Origin of the sequence: Shimia sagamensis (assembly GCF_900182745.1) — a bacterium.
Taxonomy (GTDB): Bacteria; Pseudomonadota; Alphaproteobacteria; order Rhodobacterales; family Rhodobacteraceae; genus Shimia; species Shimia sagamensis.
In genome coordinates, this window is sequence record NZ_FXTY01000004.1 from 148032 (window position 1) to 169272 (window position 21241).

At 55.5% G+C, this 21241-nt stretch carries 18 protein-coding genes; 5 read left to right on the forward strand and 13 right to left on the reverse strand.

All coding sequences use genetic code 11. The annotated features are described in order from the left end of the window. The first annotated feature begins 89 nt into the window (after positions 1 to 89). The gene (msrB, locus tag QOL67_RS11550) at positions 90 to 560 is read left to right on the forward strand and encodes a peptide-methionine (R)-S-oxide reductase MsrB (protein ID WP_283426120.1); all 471 of its coding nucleotides are present in this window, start codon (positions 90 to 92) and stop codon (positions 558 to 560) included. 99 nt (positions 561 to 659) lie between these two features. On the opposite strand, the gene QOL67_RS11555 is transcribed toward msrB, so the two are convergent. From QOL67_RS11555 to QOL67_RS11570, 4 genes are all read right to left on the reverse strand, one after another. Then, on the reverse strand, positions 660 to 1367 hold the full coding sequence (locus QOL67_RS11555; protein ID WP_283426121.1) for a response regulator transcription factor: 708 nt from the start codon (positions 1365 to 1367) through the stop codon (positions 660 to 662). A 289-nt stretch (positions 1368 to 1656) separates the two neighbouring features. Beyond that, positions 1657 to 2673: an AraC family transcriptional regulator gene (locus QOL67_RS11560; RefSeq protein ID WP_283426122.1), complete on the reverse strand. Its 1017-nt coding sequence runs from the start codon at positions 2671 to 2673 to the stop codon at positions 1657 to 1659. A gap of 83 nt (positions 2674 to 2756) precedes the next feature. After that, on the reverse strand, positions 2757 to 4298 hold the full coding sequence (locus tag QOL67_RS11565; protein ID WP_283426123.1) for an adenylate/guanylate cyclase domain-containing protein: 1542 nt from the start codon (positions 4296 to 4298) through the stop codon (positions 2757 to 2759). 145 nt (positions 4299 to 4443) lie between these two features. After that, complete coding sequence (locus tag QOL67_RS11570; protein ID WP_283426124.1) at positions 4444 to 5067, reverse strand: DnaJ domain-containing protein; 624 nt, start codon at positions 5065 to 5067, stop codon at positions 4444 to 4446. A gap of 75 nt (positions 5068 to 5142) precedes the next feature. On the opposite strand from QOL67_RS11570, the gene QOL67_RS11575 reads away from it, so the two are divergent. Further along, complete coding sequence (locus QOL67_RS11575; protein ID WP_283426125.1) at positions 5143 to 5403, forward strand: BolA family protein; 261 nt, start codon at positions 5143 to 5145, stop codon at positions 5401 to 5403. 5 nt (positions 5404 to 5408) lie between these two features. Here the strand turns inward: QOL67_RS11575 and QOL67_RS11580 are convergent, their stop codons facing one another. The 3 genes from QOL67_RS11580 to QOL67_RS11590 all read right to left on the reverse strand — a co-directional run bounded on the left by QOL67_RS11580 (position 5409) and on the right by QOL67_RS11590 (position 7098). Further along, positions 5409 to 5897: a DUF4177 domain-containing protein gene (locus QOL67_RS11580; protein WP_283426126.1), complete on the reverse strand. Its 489-nt coding sequence runs from the start codon at positions 5895 to 5897 to the stop codon at positions 5409 to 5411. A 48-nt stretch (positions 5898 to 5945) separates the two neighbouring features. Then, positions 5946 to 6527 carry a class I SAM-dependent methyltransferase gene (locus QOL67_RS11585; protein ID WP_283426127.1) on the reverse strand — a complete coding sequence of 194 codons (582 nt, stop codon included), beginning with the start codon at positions 6525 to 6527 and terminating at the stop codon, positions 5946 to 5948. Between the two features lie 97 nt (positions 6528 to 6624). Next, positions 6625 to 7098: a thioesterase family protein gene (locus QOL67_RS11590; protein WP_283426128.1), complete on the reverse strand. Its 474-nt coding sequence runs from the start codon at positions 7096 to 7098 to the stop codon at positions 6625 to 6627. Positions 7099 to 7355: 257 nt separating this feature from the next. On the opposite strand from QOL67_RS11590, the gene QOL67_RS11595 reads away from it, so the two are divergent. Further along, positions 7356 to 9503, forward strand: a complete 2148-nt coding sequence (locus QOL67_RS11595) for a S8 family peptidase (protein WP_283426129.1) — start codon at positions 7356 to 7358, stop codon at positions 9501 to 9503. A gap of 91 nt (positions 9504 to 9594) precedes the next feature. Here QOL67_RS11595 and gatB read toward each other — a convergent pair whose 3' ends face one another. From gatB to pepN, 5 genes are all read right to left on the reverse strand, one after another. Continuing rightward, on the reverse strand, positions 9595 to 11103 hold the full coding sequence (gene gatB / locus QOL67_RS11600; RefSeq protein WP_283426130.1) for an Asp-tRNA(Asn)/Glu-tRNA(Gln) amidotransferase subunit GatB: 1509 nt from the start codon (positions 11101 to 11103) through the stop codon (positions 9595 to 9597). 75 nt (positions 11104 to 11178) lie between these two features. Beyond that, positions 11179 to 12501: a hypothetical protein gene (locus QOL67_RS11605; protein ID WP_283426131.1), complete on the reverse strand. Its 1323-nt coding sequence runs from the start codon at positions 12499 to 12501 to the stop codon at positions 11179 to 11181. 113 nt (positions 12502 to 12614) lie between these two features. Continuing rightward, positions 12615 to 13040 carry a hypothetical protein gene (locus tag QOL67_RS11610; RefSeq protein ID WP_283426132.1) on the reverse strand — a complete coding sequence of 142 codons (426 nt, stop codon included), beginning with the start codon at positions 13038 to 13040 and terminating at the stop codon, positions 12615 to 12617. A 2-nt stretch (positions 13041 to 13042) separates the two neighbouring features. Next, positions 13043 to 13780: an SDR family oxidoreductase gene (locus QOL67_RS11615; protein WP_283426133.1), complete on the reverse strand. Its 738-nt coding sequence runs from the start codon at positions 13778 to 13780 to the stop codon at positions 13043 to 13045. Further along, positions 13780 to 16365 (reverse strand): aminopeptidase N, encoded by a 2586-nt coding sequence (pepN, locus tag QOL67_RS11620; protein ID WP_283426134.1) that lies wholly within the window; start codon positions 16363 to 16365, stop codon positions 13780 to 13782. The genes QOL67_RS11615 and pepN overlap by 1 nt, the downstream gene beginning before the upstream one ends. 210 nt (positions 16366 to 16575) lie before the next feature. Between pepN and QOL67_RS11625 the strand changes: the two genes are divergently transcribed. Further along, the gene (locus QOL67_RS11625; RefSeq protein WP_283426135.1) at positions 16576 to 18708 is read left to right on the forward strand and encodes a malate synthase G; all 2133 of its coding nucleotides are present in this window, start codon (positions 16576 to 16578) and stop codon (positions 18706 to 18708) included. Between the two features lie 105 nt (positions 18709 to 18813). Then, entirely contained in the window at positions 18814 to 19593 is a 780-nt protein-coding gene (locus QOL67_RS11630; protein WP_283426136.1) for a gamma-glutamyl-gamma-aminobutyrate hydrolase family protein, read from the forward strand. 169 nt (positions 19594 to 19762) lie between these two features. Here the strand turns inward: QOL67_RS11630 and QOL67_RS11635 are convergent, their stop codons facing one another. After that, on the reverse strand, positions 19763 to 21022 hold the full coding sequence (locus QOL67_RS11635; RefSeq protein WP_283426137.1) for an NAD-dependent epimerase/dehydratase family protein: 1260 nt from the start codon (positions 21020 to 21022) through the stop codon (positions 19763 to 19765). Positions 21023 to 21241: the final 219 nt, after the last annotated feature.

Consider the following 21241-nt stretch of genomic DNA (forward strand, 5'->3'; position numbering starts at 1 on the left):
GTTGTCACGAAACTCACAGCCATGTGCTAAGTCGTTAGTTGCTTCTGTGAGGATTGGTCCGCAAATCTACGACCAAAGGAGGACGCAGAATGCAACGTCGCCATTTCTTATCCGCCGCTGGTGCGGCAACCCTCACGGCTATGGTTTTGCCTCGTGCTTCGCTGGCCAACGCGTTTGAAGTCACCCGAACGGAAGCGGAGTGGCGTGCCATGCTCACATCCGCGCAATACAAGGTGATGCGTGATGAAGGCACGGAGCGGGCAGGGTCGTCACCGCTGGATAAAAACTACGACAAAGGCACCTACCATTGCCGCGGATGTGACCTGAAGCTCTACAGTTCTAAACATAAGTACGACAGTGGCACCGGATGGCCAAGTTTCTACAAGTCGCTCCCCAAAGCGATTGGAACCAAGGCGGACCGCAAATTGCTTCGGGTCCGCACCGAATGCCACTGTCGTCGTTGTGGGTCTCATCTGGGACACATCTTTGACGATGGCCCGAGACCCACGGGGAAACGCCACTGTCTGAATGGCGTTTCGCTGGTGTTTAAACCCAAATGAGGCCGGGTGCTCCGCCGCCGAGGTGGGGCATTTGGTTACGGTTGCGAAGCAACCCGGCCTCTCTTCCCCGAAGGAAGATCATGGGAAAGATAAGGCCACTTACGCTGCCACATCCTCCGGGGAATCTGAAAAGCGATAGCCCAGCCCATACAGGGTCTCGATCGCCATAAAGTCGGGCGCAACCTCGCGGATCTTGCGCCTGATGCGTTTGATCTGGCTGTCGATGCTGCGATCGGTGACAAACACGTCCCCGCCATAAGCAAGGTCCAGAATATTGGCGCGGCTAAGTACCTGTCCGGGGCGCTGTGCCACGATCCACAACACGTTGAATTCTGTGGCGGTCAGCGCAACCTCTTGGCCGTTCCAGCACGCTTCATGGCGCAACCGATCCAGGCGTAAGGCACCGCGTTGGATCACCGTAAGGTCGTCTGCGTCGCGCAAGTTGGGTGCGGCACTGCGCAGGGCAGCTGCCACACGGGCCCCAAACACCCGCATCGAAAACGGTTTCGCCAGGTAGTCATCCGCCCCCAAGCGCAGCATCATCGATTCCTCGGTGGCGCTGGCGGTGGTACTGAGAACAATCACCGGCACGCAATAGTTGTTGGTGATCCGTTCCATAACCGTCAACGCATCCATCGTGCGTTGGCGCAGCTCCATGATCACCAAATCCGGGGATTGTCGGGCAAGGTCGCTTAGTGCGGTTTCAGGTGCGACGTGGCACAGGCACTCGTGCCCGTCGTGCAGCAAGACTTCCTGCATCGCCACCATGAGGCGTCGGTCCGGTTCGATCAGAAGGATTTTGGACATGGCCGCCCCCTGAATTGACCGCGACGCACTGCCGCATCATTTCGTGTGATCGCCACAGGTTGTGGCTGCCCGCGCTGGTAAATCAATACCAACGGAACCAGGGCACTAAGCACTAAAGCACTGAAAAACATGGCGCCTCCCTTCTGAGATCATGATGTGAAAATTCAAAGAGCCTGTGTTGTCTCTTCGTTCATCATGAAGATGGGGAAGCTTCAGCGGGTTGCTTTGGGCAAAGCTGCCACTGTCTTGTCAAATTTTGCCAATCGTGGCCAAACGGCCAAACTTTGTCTTAGACAAAGGCTTGGCGGCGTTCTCCGGGAGATTGTCCGGTCCAACGTTTGAAGGCAGAGGCAAACGAGCTGACGTCAGAGTAGCCAAGCAGGAAGGCAATTTCGCTCTGGCTCATGTCGCTGTTTTTCAGATAACGATCTGCCATGGCTTGTCGAAAGTTGGACAAAACGGTTTGATAGGTGGTGTCGGCATCCCCCAAGCGTCGCGCCAAGGTGCGCGCACTCATGCCCAGATCACGCGCCACGTCGGACACTGAGGTCTGTCCTGTGGCCATGCGGTCAGCAATGGCGCGTTCCACGGTTAGTTCGATGTCAGATCGGTTCTTAGGCCTTTGCGCCAAAACCAAATCCGCATGAGCTTGAAGGATTTTGTGCAGCGCTTCGTCCGAAGTGCTGAGCGGCACGCTCAAATCCGCAACGCGGTACTGCAAGCTGTTCCATTGGGCGCCAAAAGACACAGAACATCCAAGCAGTTTTTCCAGCTCTGCCGCATTGTGTTTGCGGCGGTGGCAGAATGTGACTTGTTTTGGCAGTACTGTGCGCGGCAGTAACCTATTGGTGCCGTGCAGGAATTGGCTCACTTGAGCTTCGACAAATCTCCCGACGTCTACTTTGGCCGGAATATCAAACCGCCAGCGGAAAATGCCGTCTTCCTCCAGGTGCGACACGTCGATCTCCATGGCGGTAGAGAACACTTTCCCGTAACGAGCCAGATTTGTAACTATACTATGGATGTCCTTAGACGTGCGCCCCAGATACCCAATCAACCCCAGTTTCGCAAAACGCCGGGTTTGTCCCCACCGCACAGCGATAAGGTCATCTCCTGTCAGTGCAATCCCGTTGTCCAATATTCTGGCCAACCCCTGTAAGGAGGCAAGTTGTTCGCTGTCCTGCAATTCCTGCAGCGTCAGGCCGGTTCCCCTTAGGACGTCTGCTTCGGAAAAACCAAGGCTGATGACATATTCGGAAAAATCACGACCCATTGCGGTCGCATGTTTGGGATAGCTCTGCATCATGCGCTCACCTCACCGTATTTGTGGACCAAAATCAAGGTGCTGCGCGGGACCAATCACAGAGCATCTGGCAAACTCAACGCCGCTTAGGTATTGTCCAGTGCGTCTTGCACAGCTGCCGCGATTTTTGCACGGGTTTCTGCATCCATACCTTGCATTTCAACCACAAGATTCTCACCTTCTTCCCGCGCCGTGGCTGGGCGGCGGTTGGCACCATGACGTAACACGCGGTAAGGGATAATCTCTCGTGAGATGCCTTTGAAGTGCTGCGGCTCCAGCGCCTGAGCGTTTACCAAATCCTTGGCATGGGCATAGGTCTCATAACTCATGACAATACCACCAGGCTCAGCGATGCCTTCGAGGCGGGCAGCCAAGTTCGCCTCGGCCCCGATGATGGTGTAGTCCATGCGCGAGTCACTGCCAAAGTTGCCCACATTGCAGTAGCCCGTGTTGATCCCCATGCGGGCGCGAAACGGATGCTCGATGCCCTTGGCGCGCCATTGCACTTCCAGCTCGTCCAGACGAGTTTGCATTTCCAGGGCCATACGCACACAGGCCCGTGCATCCTCTGTCACACCTTTGGATGTCGGGTCGCCAATAAAGGCCACAATGGCATCACCAATAAACTTATCGATTGTGGCGCCGTGCTTTTGCGCAATTGCGCCCATTTCAGTGAAGTATTCGTTGAGTAACGCTGTCAGCTCTTCCGGCTGCATCCGCTCAGTTGTGGCGGTGAAATCTTTGATGTCGCTAAAGAACACTGTGAGTTTCTTGCGTTCAGTGCTGATCGAGACATCCCGCTCACCCTCAAAAATGGAGCGATAGACTTGCGGCTCCAGGTATTTCGATATCTTCAATGAAACATCGGCCAGAAAGGAATTGTTTTCGGTCAACTCATCATTGGCCGTTGCAAATTTTTCAGCCAGGCGAAGCTGATGTTTGGCAAAGGCCAGACCAAATGTGCCCGCGATCAGCAAGTAGCTGAGCAGGAATTTGAACGACGCCAAGTCCAACGTCAGGGGTTGGCGCACATGCACCACTTGAAGTCCACGCACATCGCCAACTTGCCAATCGGTCTTTGTGCTTTTCGGATGGGTGTTGTGACAACTCACACAGGACGCTTGCATGTAAACCGGTGCTGCCAGGGTCATCCGGTGATCAATCAGATTGCCTTCTTCGGCAATGATGTGATCGCGTTCGTTTTCAGGGTTCCGAAACGCTTGAAGGGCACGCGCCTCGAACTCAGTCATGTGACGTTGGTCACGGCCTGAGAACGGATAGTCCGAAACAAAGTGGTAATCGACACCGGGCAGGATTTCAGAGAACCGAGCTGACAGCTCAATGGCTGCTGTGGCTGGGATTGGGAAGGCCCCTTCAATCTCGTGGTAATCATGCCGGGCTTCTGGCGCGCTTGGCGCAGCTTGAACACGTGCCACGACATTTTCCGCATAATAGGATCGTACATCATTCATCAATTTGTTCAGGCTGGTAGCCTGTCGATGCAGATTGTGGTGAGACAGGCTGTTCAGGTCCAGCCACAGGGCCACTGGCAACAGCAACACCGCACCAGCCACAACGGTGTAGAGCCGCTTTGGGTGTGCCGTGAGGTATTCAATCAGTCGCCGCATAGCTGCTTCCTTGCTGTGTTCACGTATTCAAATGCCAGTGTTACCCAAGCCTTGTGGTAGCTCAAACGGCTTTCATGAATTTTTCCGTCGCAAAGAAAAAGGCGCGACCCTTCGGTCACGCCTCATACCTTGCATCCATCCGCCCTTATTTGAAGTTGCGGCTTTCTTTGATTTGCTCCCAAGCCCACATGACTTCTTGAAGCTGGTCTTCTTGGCTGCGGTCGCCGCCGTTCATGTCGGGGTGCAGCACTTTGATAAGTTTTTTATAGGCCTTGCGAATTTCGGCCTTGCTCCAACTGTCGTTGGCTTCCAGGATTTCCATGGCGCGGCGCTCGGTGGGTGGCAAGCGTTTGCCGGCCCCTCCACCCTTGCCGGGGTTCTGGGTGGCGTTGCCACCCAACACCTGATGTGGGTTTTCGATGCCCAAGCGGGCCCAGGCACGGGCTTCAGGGTCGGTGAACTTCTTGGTCTCACGCTCCCAGACTTTGTCTTTGGAGTTTTGTGCGTTCAGCTCAGCTTCGGTTTTGCCGTCAAAGAAGTTCCACTTAAGGTTATATTCGCGGATGTGTTCTTTGCAGAACCATTTGAATTCATCCAGCACATCGGGCGCACGCGGCGCACGATACGACCCAGATTCTTCGCAGCCGGGATGCTCGCAAACACGCGTGGAGGTCTCTGACGCTCCGGACATGCCCCGGCGTCCACGCGGGTTTTTCTTCTTTGCCGACTTTACCGACATATTGAAACCGAAGGGATCAGATTTTGTCATACGCGCACCTATTCGACTCGGAGCAGAGAGTTTACCCTAACCGGCGTCAGATTGAAGAGGCTGGAGACAAAAATTATGAGCATCGCGCAGGAAATTCACGACAAGTTGTCCGCAGCTTTTGCACCAGTCGACCTACAGGTTGTAGATGACAGCGCCAGCCATGCCGGACATGCCAGCGCTCCAGCGGGTGGGGAAAGCCATTTCAATGTGCGTATTCGTGCGGCAGCCTTTGCCGGTCAGACCCGAGTGGCCCGTCACCGTGCGGTGCACGCGGCGATTGGCGCAGATTTGGTTGCCCGTATTCACGCACTTGCTTTGGACATCGACGCCGCCTGACGCGGTTACTTTGACTGTTCCAGTGTTTCGACACGCTTCTTGAGCGCCACGTTCACGTCATCCACAGACTCGCTTTCGTCGGGGTCCTTCTCTGCTGAGGCACCGGTTTTGTCGCCGTCTTCCAGCACAAGGGCCACCTCGGGAGCAGTTGTGTCCTCTGGCTCAGCTTTGGTCGCGGGTGCCACTGGTTTTGCTTCAGGCGCCGGCAGCTCAGCCACCTTCGGCGCTTCCAGTGTCTCAGGCTGAAACACTGCCACATCGCCAGCCTTGGTACGGCGGAACACCAACACAGAGCGGTAGCTGGTGCTGGATCCCGTCAACCCGCTGCGCTCCTCATTGGGCAGAGTGTCAGCGCGTAGGTATTCCCACCCGTCCGCGCCCAAACGGTTCATCTCAATTTCCAGCGCGTTGGCAAAACGCCCGTCCGGCCCCTTGATGCCTTTGGCTTTTTGTCCCCGTGTCGGCGCAGGGATTACTTTATACTCATAAATCATTGTAAAACTTTCGAAATTTCTGATGGTCTGCGCGTGACAATCGCGCGGTTATCTCGGTAAATTTCGCAGTCGCTCCGGGTATTCCGGCACCTCTGCGGAGTCCTTGAACATGGCCCAACTTGGGAACTGGTCCTGGTAGTCGCGTTTTTTGGACATTTGCGTGCGCATTACAGGTTGGCCAATTTCTTCGCCAAAAGCATCCACGCAAATTTGCACCAGCGGCCAGTCCTCGTGATAGTCGTGGCCAGCGATCATGCCGCCCACCTTCACTTTCTTGAACCAGTCAAACATCGTTTTTCCATGCTCTTCGCCGGTGTGGGCGTAGCCATCAATATAGACAAAGTCGAAATACTCATCCGGAAATGCATCCAGCGCGTCTTCAAATGTCATCCGCAACAGCCAGTAGTTCTGTCCCATGCCGATGTTTTTCAAAGCTTTTATATATTCTTTGGTGTTGTGGTGGTCGCCATAAATATCGACCCCGTAAAGCTCCTTAAAGAGCCCACCTTCCATCAACCGTTTGGAGTACCAGCCACCGGCCACCCCAAGCTCAATGCCAATCAGCCCGTCGCGCTCCAGAAACTGCGGCAGTTCCTTGCGTTCTTGTATTATGTCGATCACGTCTACCATTTGGCGGTCACCGTTTCATGAGGGTGCAGTGAGGTCCAGCATTTTGGCCCCAAAAGTTCTGGCTTGGGTGGCAACCGTGTCACCCCTGCATCGCGGCTCATTTGTGGCGGATGCCCATCACACGCCCCACACGGGCCGGATGGGGCAGGGCGCTGTGTGCCTCTGACATGGCGGTAAACTTGGCTAAGATCTCGCCAGGCATTGGAGCGACACGGGGTCGGCTTTGGTCTATGTGCAACCCAACACCTTCACCTGTGGCTGACACCCAGCCATCTGAGTGGATCAACTCCTGATAGAAGTGAAAACTCTTGGCATCATGATCCAACAACTGGAACGTGACAGTAACCATGTCTCCCAGGTGCAGTTCGCGTAAATAACACAAATGGAATTCGGCGGAAAATGTCGTGTTGCCGGTTCGGGCACGGTACTCTGGACCAAACCCAAGAACAGCCCCAAGCTGATCCACGCCCCGATCAAACAGTACGTTGTAATACGCCATGTTGAGGTGGCCGTTGAAGTCGAGCCACTGCTCTTCAACAGGCATTGGCTTGGAGACAAATGGGCGGGTCATGAAAATCCTCCTGATGCTGTCTCACCTGTATGACGGCCTGGCTTTAGAGGATCAACCGATGGGCGCGAAGGTAACGTAGCGGCGCGACGTATCCGCAGATGATCTTACAAGTCTATCTGATCAAATAGCCCATATTTTTAGGCAAAATCTGTCGGTTATTTCGCAAAAGTTGCCGCGCTTTCCGCGGCCCGATTCAGGCAAAACTTAAGGTTCAGAACCTACCGTTTCCTTGAGTGTGGGCAACGGTGAGTGGCGCAATGAACTGGCGAGCAAAACGTCTTTCGACGGCAATGATTTTGATTTCCGGCTTGGTGGCTGGCTGCGGCGGGGAGGACACGCCAGCGGTGAAAGATACGGGCACCGACAAATCGGGTTCTTCGCTGCCAAAAACTGACAATCAGGTGTTGCTGGCTTCTTTTTTGAGCAGCTTGGACAGCGTGCGCTCACGGGCCAATCGGCTGCTGAGCGATGATGTTCGGTATCGCGTTCAAGCGGCGGCCGGGGATCAGTTTGTTGATCGCAACAACAACCGGCGATTTGACTCCAGCACTGATACTCGCTTGCTAGGTAACCCCATTGAGCATTCGGGTATCCATTACGCCCATGCGGCTGGCTTGACCGGCGCCGGCCAGGTCATTGCCTTTTCGGACAGCGGGTTTCGGCCCGGGCATGAAGCGTTCTCAGGCAAAACCGTTACAATGGGCTCCGGCGTGTCACAGGATAATCACGGTACGTTTGTGGCCTCCATCGCCACCGGGATGTCTGATGACATGATAGGGGTTGCGCCAAACGCCAACGCGATCTTTGGCAGCTTTGACTCCTACAGCCAGCTGGCGGAAACCGCCAATGCCGCCACACGGGCCGGTGCAGTTGCCTTAAACAATTCCTGGGGCTACTCGGGCATGAATGCGACCCGGTCTGATTACAACTTCATTTTCGGCTCAACGTCTGGCCGCAACTACCTCAATGCGCTGCGCACTTATGCCGACGACGGAATTGTTGTATTTTCCGTGTCCAATGATCATAGCGAAACCAATGTGGGGCTGATGGCGGGCTTGCCGGTTTTGGAGCCGTCTTTGGAGCAAAGCTGGTTGGCTGTTGTGAACGGTGTCCCACAAATGAACGGTGACGATGTTGTGTCTGCAGAGCGCGTATCTGCGGGATGCGGCGAGGCGGCGGCGTGGTGTATTTCCGCAAACGGCAGTTGGACAGGTGCCACCGCGAGCAGCAATAGCAGTTATTCGTTTGGCACAGGCACCTCTTATGCCGCGCCAACGGTTTCTGGTGCACTCGCGCTGTTGGCCGAAGCCTTCCCCGACATGACACATCAAGATTTGCGGATCAGACTTTTGGCGTCCGCTGACAATGAATTTGATGGCTTTCGCCAGGCCGGATCGGTTGAGCTGGTGTCGGGGTTTGATCACGCTTACAGCGCAGAATGGGGCCACGGGTTTTTGGATGTTGCGGCGGCCCTTTTGCCAATTGGCCAAACCACTGTCACCACCAGCAACGGTACCGTGGTCAACACCAATGAACCGTTGGCCGTGGCTGGGAGCGCCAGCGGCGATGCGGTGGCACGGTCACTGCGCAATGTGGAGATCGTCGGCAAAGATACTCTGTCTGCGTCCTTTCTGATTGATGCTGGGCAGATGGTTGCCCATCGTCCAGCCGCTCCGATGTTTGCGGCGCATGACGCTCTAAATTTTGACCGTTATCGCGCACCAGAATTTGGCTCGGCGTCTTTCTTTGGCACGCGGGCGGGACTTCCGATGCAACTCTTGGACAGCGAGTATGATCTGTCAATTTATCGCTCACGAAGCGGAGGGTCAGATCGCTTTGGCCTAGGGCTGCGACGCACCTTCGATCTTGGCGGTGCCAGCCTGCAGATTGGCGGTGGCCTTGGTGAGGACACAATGGATTTGCTGTCCGATTGGAACGGTGGCACCGACGCCTCTCTGATGTCCATGGATATGGCCTTGTCCGCTGATGTGTCTGACAATGCTCAGATCGAATTTGCGCTCGGCTATGCGTTAGGGCAGGAGGCTTCCGGTCTTGGCCAGTCCGCGGACGTGTTGCTCAATGGGGGGGCAGTGACCTACGCGCATCAAAATGCGTTCTCACACAACGACCGGTTCAGCCTGTCCTTATCGATGCCAGCAGCGGTGTCTTCAGGTTCAACTTCTGTGGCGTTGCCAATGGTGAACGACGCGGGTGCGATCACCCATCAGAATGTTCCAATTGATTTGGCGCCGTCGGATCGGGAAGTGCGTTTGACCTTGAGTTACGAACGTCCGCTGACACGGCGCACAAATCTGGGTTTGTCCCTGGCGCATGCCATCAACCGAGGACACATCCCGGGTGCGCGCGAGACCGCCGTGATGTTTGGTCTGCGGACGCGGTTCTAAGCCAGATCGTTAACGCCAAAAATGCGAAACGCGCCGGTTTTTGACACCGGCGCGTTACAGTCGCGATACAGACGTAAAACCGACGCGGCGTTTAGCCGTTCAGCTTCTGCGCCACCAATTGGTTAACGGCCTTTGGATTTGCCTTGCCGCCAGTGGCTTTCATCACCTGACCAACAAACCAGCCCGCCAGTTTCGGGTTTTGTTTGGCTTTTTCCACCTGTGCAGGATTGGCCGCAATGATTTCGTCCAGAGCGGCTTCAATCGCGCCGGTATCGGTCACTTGTTTGAGGCCTTTTTCTTCCACAATCGTGGCTGGATCACCCTTGGTTTCGATATGAATTTCAAGGACTTCCTTGGCGATTTTGGTGCTGATCTCGTCTGACGCCACCATTGCGAGAATGGACGCGTTGGCTTCTGGCGCAACCAGATCTTGCGGTGCTTTCTCTGCTTTGTTGGCACGGCCCATTACTTCGTTGATCACCCAGTTCGCGGTCTTTTTGCCGTCGCCTTTGCCCACGGAGGCTTCGAAGTAATTCGCCAGATCAACCTCAGCCGTCAAAACAGAGGCATCATACTCCGTGACACCGTAGTCATTGATAAAACGGGCTTTTTTCTCATCCGGCAGTTCCGGCAATCCTTTGCCAATGTCGTCTACCCACTCTTGTTCGATCTCCAACGGGAGCAGATCGGGACAAGGGAAATAGCGGTAATCATGCGCCTCTTCTTTGGAACGCATGGAACGGGTTTCGTTTTTGTCCGGATCATACAGGCGGGTTTCTTGGCTGACTTCACCGCCCGCTTCAACAATCGCAATCTGGCGACGCGCTTCATATTCGATCGCGGCCTGGATAAACCGCATGGAGTTCATGTTTTTGATCTCACAGCGTGTGCCAAGGTGCGAGAAGTCCTGTGTTTCCATGTACTTCTCATACTGCCCAGGACGGCAGATAGACACGTTAACGTCGGCACGCAGGTTGCCGTTCTGCATGTTGCCATCACAGGTGCCAAGGTAGCGCAGTATCTGACGCATCTTGGTCACGTAGGCGGCAGCTTCTTCAGGACCACGAATATCTGGACGGCTGACAATTTCCATCAGCGCAACACCGGTCCGGTTCAGGTCCACAAAGGACATGTTCGGGTCCATGTCATGCACGGATTTACCTGCATCCTGCTCCAGGTGAATGCGCTCGATGCGCACCAAACGCGCTACGCCTGGCCCCATGTCGACCAGAATTTCTCCTTCGCCCACAATGGGTTCGTAGAGTTGGGAGATTTGATACCCCTGCGGAAGGTCTGGGTAAAAGTAGTTTTTGCGATCAAACGCGGACTTGAGGTGGATCTCGGCTTTCAGGCCAAGCCCAGTGCGCACTGCCTGCTCAACGCAGTATTCGTTGATCACCGGCAACATGCCCGGCATGGCGCTGTCGACAAAAGCGACGTTGGAGTTTGGCTCCGCGCCAAATTGGGTGGACGCGCCGGAGAACAGCTTTGCGTTGGAAGAAACCTGAGCGTGCACCTCCAAACCAATGACCAATTCCCAGTCATGTTTGGCGCCCGCGATCACTTTGGGCTTCGGGGTCTCATATGTCAGGTCGAGCATCGCTCACGCTCCTTGAATATCTGGCTGATCTGCGTTCTAGGCCAGCCAGATAAAAGGAGCAAGAGGGCGGGTGTGTTATGGGTTGATTTGCGTGATGCCATCCGGCGAAAAATGCACAGTTTGCCCAGCCTGGAGGCCAGACATAAACGGCATGGCAACCGCTTGCAGTGCAACGTCGCGACCTTTGGCAGACAAGCGTTCTTTGGAGATTACACGCGATGTATTCTCAAATCCAATCTCCGCATGGCCCCAGATCAGCGGGTGAATTTCGCGCAAATGTTCTCGCACAACCATGTCAAACCCAGCCCGTAGTGCAGGAGGAAGATCTTCGCGCAAACCATCTGCGCCGTATTGTGACCGCGCATGTTGCCAGCTGCGGTAGAGATGTGCGGCCATGAGATTGGCGGAATGTTGGTCACCATTTCGTCGCAAGGCGTCGGTCACGCCGTCAATGAAGTAGTCAACTTCCATCATCTCCAAGCCGTTTGGATCGACAAGCAATGCGTCAAACCAGACCCAAGCGTAAGCCCCTGCGCCCCAGATGTCATAGGTTTGGGCCGCAATTCTTCGGGCTTGCAGGTCGAGGTGGGAAAAATCTCCGTACCAGCGTGGCAACAGGTAATTGCCCAAAGCCCGCATGTGGCGTGGGTTGAGCGGATCCAGTTGGATCAGCGATTCAAACTCAGCGCAGAGCGTGTTGAGCGGCTGCGCCGATCCAGGCAGGAGCGCACAGCGCGCTGCTGACAGCGCCGGAGAGAAGTATTGTTTCGGGCAGTAGTTCTTCAGAATGTCGGATGCACGATCAAAATGTGCCTGAAATGCATCTCGGTTGGTGTCGCGTACATCATCTTTCGCGGTGGCGCCCCGCCAAGCCCAACCGATGTCAATGTGCATATGGGCCACAACCAACGCCATTGGATAGCTGTTGGGATAATCTTCCAACAGGACTTCAAGGGCTTCAATCCCGGAGAAAAAATCCGCTCCTTCTGCGGGGCGGCCATGCAGCAACGCGTGTTCTGCGGCACGCACAACGTCCGATCGTGCGCCAAAAAGCATAAGTTCCGCAAGCGGTGTACCCGTGGCGGTGGTGGCGCGGTTTTGATCGTGTGTGCGGATCAGTTCCTCAAGTTCTTCCCAGCGCTCCTGACGGGCGAGGAATTGACCATGATCGCGAACTTTCTCACTTTCAATTTGATCCGGTGTGGAGGCGTTGATCGGAATTTCGAGACGGCTCAAAAGAGTGCGGAACGTGTTGGTCCCATCTCCAGAAAGATCAGATGTTTCAGGCTTGCGTGGCGCGGAAAACGCCTGCCCCAAACGGCGCAAAGCAGGCGTCGCAAGCGTAGATGCCGCTGGCACACCTTGGGATTTGGCCCGATCTCTGGAAAACAACTTCATTCTGGCTCCGATCTTGTCTTAGGTCGGACTATGCGAGCGCATTCAGGCTAAAAAAGGGCACCAAGTTGAAATCTTACGGTCAGATACTGCCCAATTTTGGCCGGAATTGTTACTCAAATCAAGCGTAGGCGGTCGAGCTTGATTGGGATCTCGTGCCGGGTAAGAGCGGCCTCCAAATCTGTGCGAGGCGGCAAAACATCTTGTGGAATCCGTACTTTGGCGTCGTCGTGCATGATCACGGTGATGCGGAAGGCGACATTAAGACGGGTGGCGATATGCACAGATTTTATTTGATGGAAACCAAGCTCTGCCTCTTGAGTGGCGTTTTTCCAGCGTATGCCATCTTCATTCAGGTCAAAGGTCGCAATTGGATTGAAAGCGACGTCCACCAGTGTCGGGACCATAATAAGAGACAATGCTGCGACAATACCCCAGTGGGTTCCATAAGCGAGGAGGCCGATCAGGCCGGAACTGACAACAAAGAGCACGATAAGACTGCGCGGGTTGCGGCCATGTTGGGTATGCTGAAGCGTGTCCACAGTCAGCGTCCTCCTGATACGTCGAGTGTGCTGCCTGTGATGTAGGAGGCGTCATCAGACAACAAAAACATTATAGCGCGGGCAATTTCTTGTGCGGTGCCGGGACGTTGCATCGGAATTTTATGCGCCAACTGCGATGCGCGATCCGGCGCGCCGCCTTTGGCGTGGATTGCTGTGTCAGTGATGCCGGGACGTAGACAGTTTACGCGAATGCCTTGATTGGCCACTTCTTCAGCCAGACCTTTTGTAAATGTGTCAATGGCCGCCTTGGAAGCGGCGTAGTCGACATATTCATTGGCGGAGCCCGTGCGGGCGGCAACTGAGCTCACGTTTACAATCGCGCCGGAACCTTGCGCTTGCATGCGGATGACGGCTTCTTTCGCGACCAGCATGGCGCCAATGACGTTCACGTCAAACATGCGTTTCAGGCGCGCGTGGGTGAAGGCGGTGACGGGGGCGCCTTGGTCGACGATGCCGGCGTTATTGGCTAGCGCGTCGACGCGGCCAAACCTGGCGTCGATTGCCTTGAACATGGCGTCGATTTGGTCTGGCTCAGCTACGTCAGCCTGAAACAGTTCAGCACGGACGCCTAAGTTATGCGCTGTTTCGGCAATGGATTCAGCACCTTGCATGTCGCTTCGGTAGTTCAGCGCAAGGTCATAACCCGCTTCAGCCGCCAGCTTGGCAGTGGCGGCGCCAATGCCTGCGCTGGCGCCTGTGATTAATAGAACCTTTGACATTACGCCTCCAGAATACGGGTCACCATTTCGGTGGTGTCACGGCTAAGGCCGTTTTGTCCGGCAATGCGCTCCAATTGTGCTTTGAGCAGCGCCTGACGGTCGTCATCGTAGCGCTTCCATGTTTGGAAAGCGCTGCACATGCGTGCGGTGGTTTGCGGGTTCACCGGATCTAACTTTAGGAGCCAATCTGCCAGCACTTGGTAAGACGTGCCTGACGTGTGATGGAAACCGGCGTGGTGCGCGGCCATGACACCCATCACGGCACGGAACCGGTTGGGGTTTTTCCAATCAAAGTCAGCATGTTGAGTAAGGTTGGCCACCGTGGCCGCAAGGTCTTCGGGTTTGGCAAACATCACCTGCATGGAGAACCATTTGTCGATCACCAGGCGGTCATCGTTCCATTGGTCATAGAAAGCGGCGATGGCGTTGTCCCCTTTGCCAGCATCTAGCAGTGCGCCAAAGGCGGCCAGTTGCAGCGTCATGTTGTCCGCGGATTTGTATTGCTTTTCAGCGGCTTCGCCGCCATCCAAACGGGTAAGCAAGGAGAGGGCGGCATTTGCAAGGCTGCGCTTGCCTGCGGGCTCGGCATCCGGCGAGAAGGGCCCGGTGACTTGATTGGCGGTGTAAATGTCTGGCAGCAGGTCTGCAAAAGCCTTGGCTTTGGCATCACGCAGAGATTCCGTTGCGGCATGGATCGCGGCTGGATCTGGGATTTGACCTTGTTTGTGCAGAATGCCTGCCAATTCGGACTGGGAGGGCTGCCCAAGCATCAGTGCGCGGTAGGCTGGATCAAGTCTGTCGTCGCGCAAAAGCGCTTTGAGGCCAGAGAGATAGTCTTCGTTGTGGGCGGTGCCATCAACAATTGCCCCGATCAGGCTGTCGCGTGCCAGGTTGCGGCCCGCTTCCCAGCGATTGAAAGGATCAGTGTCATGCGCCAGCAGGAAGGCGCGGCGGGCGTTGTCGATATCTTGGGTCAACGTCACCGGGGCGGAAAAACCGCGTAAAACCGAGGGAATAGGACGGGTGGCGTGGCCTTTGAAAGTGAAACTTTTCTCAGTTTCGGTGAGTTCCAGAACTTGAGTAGGCAGCACCTCATCGCCATTGTCGTTTAGCAGTCCCACCGCAACAGGAATGACCTGGGGTGCCTTTGTGTCCTGACCCGGGGTTGGGGCGCTGGACTGGCTGAGGTGCAGTGTGAAGATGTCGCCCTCAAACTCTTCGCGCACGGTGACTTCGGGTGTGCCGGACTGGGAATACCAAAGTTTGAATTGGGTCAAGTCGCGGCTGGTGCTGTCTTCAAATACTTTGATCCAATCCTCGATGGTGCAGGCTTGGCTGTCGTGGCGGTCAAAATAGAGGTCGAGCGCTTTGGCGTAGGCGTCATCTCCAACCAAAGTTTTCAGCATGCCAATGACTTCGGCGCCTTTTTCATAGACGGTGGCAGTGTAGAAGTTGTTGATTTCCTGAAAGCTTTCGGGGCGCACCGGGTGGGACAGCGGGCCTTGGTCTTCAGGAAACTGGCGTCCGCGTAGGGCGAGCACATCGTCGATGCGTTTGACGGGTTCGGAGCGCATGTCTGCCGTGAATTGTGCGTCGCGGTAGACGGTTAGGCCTTCTTTTAGGCAAAGCTGGAACCAATCACGGCAGGTGATGCGGTTGCCGGTCCAGTTGTGGAAATACTCGTGCGCAATAATGGCTTCGATGCGTTCAAAGTTGCCGTCTGTGGCGGTTTCAGGAGAGGCCAACACGCAGGAACTGTTGAAGATGTTCAGCCCTTTGTTTTCCATCGCGCCCATGTTGAAATCATCCACGGCGACGATATTGAATTCATCGAGATCGTATTCGCGACCGTAGACGTCTTCGTCCCATTTCATGGACTTTTTAAGGGCTTCCATGCCGAAAGCACATTTGTGCTCATCCCCGGGGCGGACGAAGATCGACAGGCGCACGTCTTTGCCGGACATGGTTTTGAATGTGTCTTCATGGGCAATCAGATCGCCAGCCACCAAGGCAAAGAGATAAGCTGGCTTGGGCCAAGGGTCGATCCAAACGGCATAGTTGCTGTTGGGCGTGACGGTTTGGTCGGTGCCGTATTCGTCGCCGTTGCCGTTGGAGAGCAGCTCTGGCGTGTTTTCGACGTTGCCTTCGATGCGCACGGTGAAAGTGGCCATGACGTCCGGACGATCCGGGTAAAAAGTGATTTTGCGGAAACCTTCGGCCTCACATTGGGTGCAATACATGCCGTTTGACATGTAAAGACCTTCGAGTGCGGTGTTGGCCTCCGGGTTGATTTCCACCTCGGCTTCCCAAGTGAAAGGGGCATCGGGGACATCAACTTCGATGCCGCCGTCCACCGCGCGAGGCGTAATCTCCGCGCCGTCAATCTTCGCATTGATCAGCTTAAGTTGTTCACCATGCAGGAAAAAACGATTATCGATGGCCGCTGGATTTGGACGGAACGCGATTTTGGAAAACACCCGTGTTTTGGTGGGGTGCAGGCGGAAGGTCAACTCGACGCCATCCACGATGAAGCCAAACGGGGTGTAATCTTTCAGATAGATCGTTTGCGGCGCGGCGTCTTTCATCACGGTCTCCATTGGTTGCTCATCTTGGTGTAGCTTTTCGCGTGGGACCCGCAAGGGGGTAGGCGATTTTTTACAAAATGGATGTGCAGTTTCGCAAATCTATGGAAAAAGTTGAAAATCCCTTTGGTAAACAAAGGTAACCGGTTTTATTGCCTATAGAAAACATGTGCACTAATTGAGACGCGACGCCAGAGATGAGGAAGATTCACAATGACAAAGAGAATTGAGCAGCACGGGCTGCAAATTGCCGACGAGCTCTATGATTTCATTGTGAGCGAGGCGCTTCCAGGTACAGGCGTGGATGCAGATGATTTCTGGCAGGGCATGAGCCTTCTTGCGCATGATTTTGGCCCTAAGAACCGTGACTTACTGGCCAAGCGCGAGGAAATTCAACAGAAGGTTGACGGTTGGCATTTGTCCCGCAAGGGCCAGGCGCATGATGCCGACGCTTATAAGGCGTTCCTTGAGGAGATTGGCTATCTGGTGCCTGAAGGTGCAGACTTTGCGGTGCAGACAGCCAATGTTGATCCGGAGATTGCAGCGATTCCCGGCCCGCAGTTGGTGGTTCCGATCACCAATGCGCGCTTTGCTTTGAACGCGGCCAATGCGCGTTGGGGCAGCCTGTATGACGCGCTTTATGGCACCGATGCGATGGGCGATCTCCCTGCGAGCAAGGCTTACGATTCGGCGCGAGGCGCGCGTGTGATTGCCTGGGGGCGTGACTTCCTCGACAAGACCCTGCCTCTGGCTCAGGGCTCCTGGAAAGACATTGACGGTCTGTCCATTGAAGATGGGCAGCTGGTGCCGGCGCTCAAGCTGGCGGATGCCTTTGTGGGACACGTTGGCGATGCAGCCGCACCTACGCGTGTCTTGGTGAAAAACAATGGCCTGCACGTGATTATTGAAGTGGATCACGCGGGAAATATTGGCGCTGTGGACAAGGCAGGTATCAACGACATCACGCTGGAAAGCGCACTGTCCACGATCATGGATTGTGAGGATTCCGTCGCCTGTGTGGACGCCGAAGACAAGGTTGTGGCCTATGGAAACTGGCTTGGCCTGATGCGGGGCGACCTTGCGGAGGAGGTCTCCAAAGGCGGCAAGACCTTTACGCGCCGCCTTAAAGATGACGTCTCCTTTACCGCAGCGAACGGTGAACAAACCTCGCTGAAAGGTCGCTCGTTGATGTTGGTGCGCAACGTTGGCCATCTGATGACCAACCCAGCGGTTCTGGATCGGGATGGCAACGAGATTGGCGAAGGTCTTATGGATGCGCTTGTGACCGTGATGATCGCGATGCACGACCTGAAGCGGGAGAGTGGAAATTCGGTGCATGGTTCCGTCTATGTGGTGAAGCCGAAGATGCACGGGCCGGAAGAGGTGGCGTTCTCAGATGCGATCTTTGCCAAGGTTGAGGACATTCTGGGCCTGCCGCGCAACACGGTGAAGATGGGCATCATGGATGAGGAGCGCCGAACAAGCGCCAACCTCAAGGAATGTATCCGGGCGGCAAAAGGGCGGGTGGCGTTTATCAACACCGGGTTCCTGGACCGCACGGGTGACGAGATCCACACATCGATGGAAGCAGGGGCTTTCCTACGCAAGGGCGAGATGAAGGCCACGCCTTGGATACTGTCTTACGAGGATCGCAACGTGGACATCGGACTGGCCTGTGGGCTGCAAGGCAAAGCGCAGATTGGCAAAGGCATGTGGGCCATGCCGGACTTGATGGGCACGATGCTGGAGCAGAAGATTGGCCATCCGAAATCTGGCGCTAACTGTGCCTGGGTGCCATCACCAACCGCGGCCACACTGCACGCGACGCACTACCACGAGGTGGATGTGCTGGCGCGGCAGGAAGAAATCAAAGCGGGAGGCGCACGCGGGACGTTGGCCGATCTGCTGACTGTGCCGGTGATGGACGGGCAGAACCTCTCGGACGAAGAGATTGCCGCTGAGGTGGAAAACAACGCACAGGGCATTTTGGGCTATGTGGTGCGCTGGGTTGATCAGGGCGTGGGCTGTTCCAAAGTGCCTGACATCAATGATGTGGGCCTGATGGAAGACCGCGCGACCTGCCGGATTTCCAGCCAAGGTCTGGCCAACTGGCTGCACCAAGGCGTGGTGAGTGAGCCGCAGGTGATGGCTGCGATGCAAAAGATGGCCGCCGTGGTGGATCGGCAAAATGCGAACGATCCGCTTTATGCGCCAATGGCGCCAGGTTTTGACAGCATTGCCTTTCAGGCGGCGTGTGATCTGGTGTTCAAAGGGCGCATTCAACCGTCTGGCTATACTGAGCCGGTGCTGCATGCGCGGCGGTTGGAGTTGAAAGCCCAAGCATAATTTGAAGGCCGGGGGCTCCCCGGCCTTTTTCTTTGCGTTTTGGGGGCTTTCTCATTTGGGAGACGCGTCCTATGGTTACCTGCGCAACAAGACTAAGAGGCCAGTATGACGCGTCCTGTCGTCGGGATCATCGGCAACCAATATCTGATCAATGACCAATATCCGGCACATGCCGGAGGGACCATGAATTCCGAAGCGATTTCAGGGGTTTCGGGCTGTATGCCGCTGTTGATCCCGGCTGATCCACGGTTTGTCTCCGTCGAAGAATTGCTGGCGCAATGTGATGGCTTTCTGCTGACTGGCGGACGCCCCAATGTGCACCCCGAGGAATATGGCGAGGCGGCGACGGCGGCGCATGGGGAGTTTGACCGGGCGCGGGATGCGATTGTGCTGCCATTGGTGCGGGCCTGTGTGGAATCTGGGCAACCGTTTATGGGGATTTGCCGGGGATTTCAGGAGGTTAATGTTGCTATGGGTGGCAGCCTGTATCCGGAAATTCGCGACCTGCCGGGGCGGGACAATCATCGCATGCCGCCGGATGGCACGTTGGAAGAGAAGTTTGCGCTGCGACATACGGTGGAATTTGGTGAGAATGGTCCGTTCCATCACTTGTTTGGCAGTCAGAAAGTGATGACCAACACGCTGCACGGGCAGGGCATCAAGCGCGCGGGAAGTCGTGTGATTATAGATGGTTATGCGCCTGATGAAACGCCAGAGGCGATCTATATTGAGGGTGCGCCGGGGTTCACAATGTCGGTGCAGTGGCATCCGGAATGGGATGCGGCCAATGATCCGGTCAGCCGCCCTTTGTTTGAGGCCTTTGGCGACGCCGTACGGGCCTGGGCACATGGGCAAGAAGCGCGGTCCATGCTCAAGTCTGCCTAAAGTTTAACGTCAAACATTGCAGCAATTTGGGCGTCGGTATCACGTCTGTATTGCGACTGTTTCACGACAGTCCGTAAAACTGGAATATGTTTTGGTTAACGCGGTCAGCGGGCTGGGTTAAGAACGGTTAGGGGCTTGGTCTCTTCCTAGCCCCTAACCGATTTGGCTATCAGGCGCTGTCTTGAATTTGTGCAACGTCACCTGTGTCGCCCCGCGCTTTGCCCTCTTCGAGAGCTTCCACAGTGACAACACCAGGTTTCTGGTTTTTGGTCCAGGTGGTGGCGGCTGCGACCCGATCCCGGTTGATCCGATCTGCGTATTTTTGAGCAACCTGATAGGTGTCCGACAACAAGCCTTCGGCAAGTGTTGTCGGATTGAGGCCTAGCTTAAGGAAGCTGGCATTTGACACGCGCAGGTCGTTTTCTGCCGCCTCTTTGCGTGGGTTGTCCACCATAGCCACTTTGGCACCAGTCAGGCGTGCCACCAAATCTGCGAGCTCCCGCACGCGGTGGGTTTCAGTCATTTGGTTGCGGATGACCGGGCGGTCACCTTTTTCGGGTGGGTTGGAGATAGCCAGTTCGACACAACGCACAGTGTCGCGGATGTGAATGAAGGCGCGGGTTTGTCCGCCGGTGCCGTGCACGGTGAGCGGGTAGCCGATGGCGGCCTGCATCAGGAAGCGATTGAGGACGGTGCCGTAGTCGCCATCATAGGCAAAACGGTTGATCAGCCGCTCGTCGCGGCGGGTCTCATCAGTCTGAGTTCCCCAGACAATACCTTGGTGCAGATCGGTCACGCGGATGCCGTCGTTCTTGGCGTAGAACTGGAACATCAGCTGATCCATGGTCTTGGTCATGTGGTAGATGCTGCCGGGATTGGATGGGTACAGGATTTCGCGGTTGTGGATGACGTTTTCATCACCGCGCACCATGATTTGTTGATACCCTTCCGGAATTTCCAGCCCTGCGCCGTCGTAGCCATACACCCCCATGGTGCCGAGGTGCACGACGTGTGCGTCGAGATCCAACAGAACAAGTGCGGCCAGCAAATTGTGGGTGGCGTTGATATTGTTGTCGACGGTGTACCGTTTGGGGCAAGCGCCACGCATGGAGTAGGGGGCGGATCGTTGCTCGCCAAAATGCACCACTGCGTCAGGTTTCAGCTCGCCGAGTAGAATCGCCAGATCGTCGAACTCTTGTGCCACGTCCAGCTCAACAAAATTGATGGTCTTGCCGCTGACCTCTTTCCAGGCCTCAATACGTTCCTGAGTAGATTTGATCGGTGTCAGGCTGACCACGCCCAAGCGGTTGTCGATCTTGCGGCGCGACAGGTTGTCGACGATGGTGACGTTGTAGCCTTGTTCGCTGAGATAGAGGGAGGTCGGCCAGCCGCAAAAGCCGTCGCCACCTATTACTAAAACATTGCTCATGCGCGTTCTCCTGATTGCTCGCTGAAAGACTGGATTTGTATAGTTTCGCTGGCGATTTCCAGTTCAGCCGGAATGTGATTTGGTCCAAAGAAGTCTTAAAAGGAGGGGGGTGTAGCAGTATTTAGGTTGCGACCCTCGGAATTTGTGGAAGTAATGGAAGCGTACGGCGGTGGATGATCGATCGTAAAGCTTAATTACTGAAGCGGGTTGCGCGTGAGA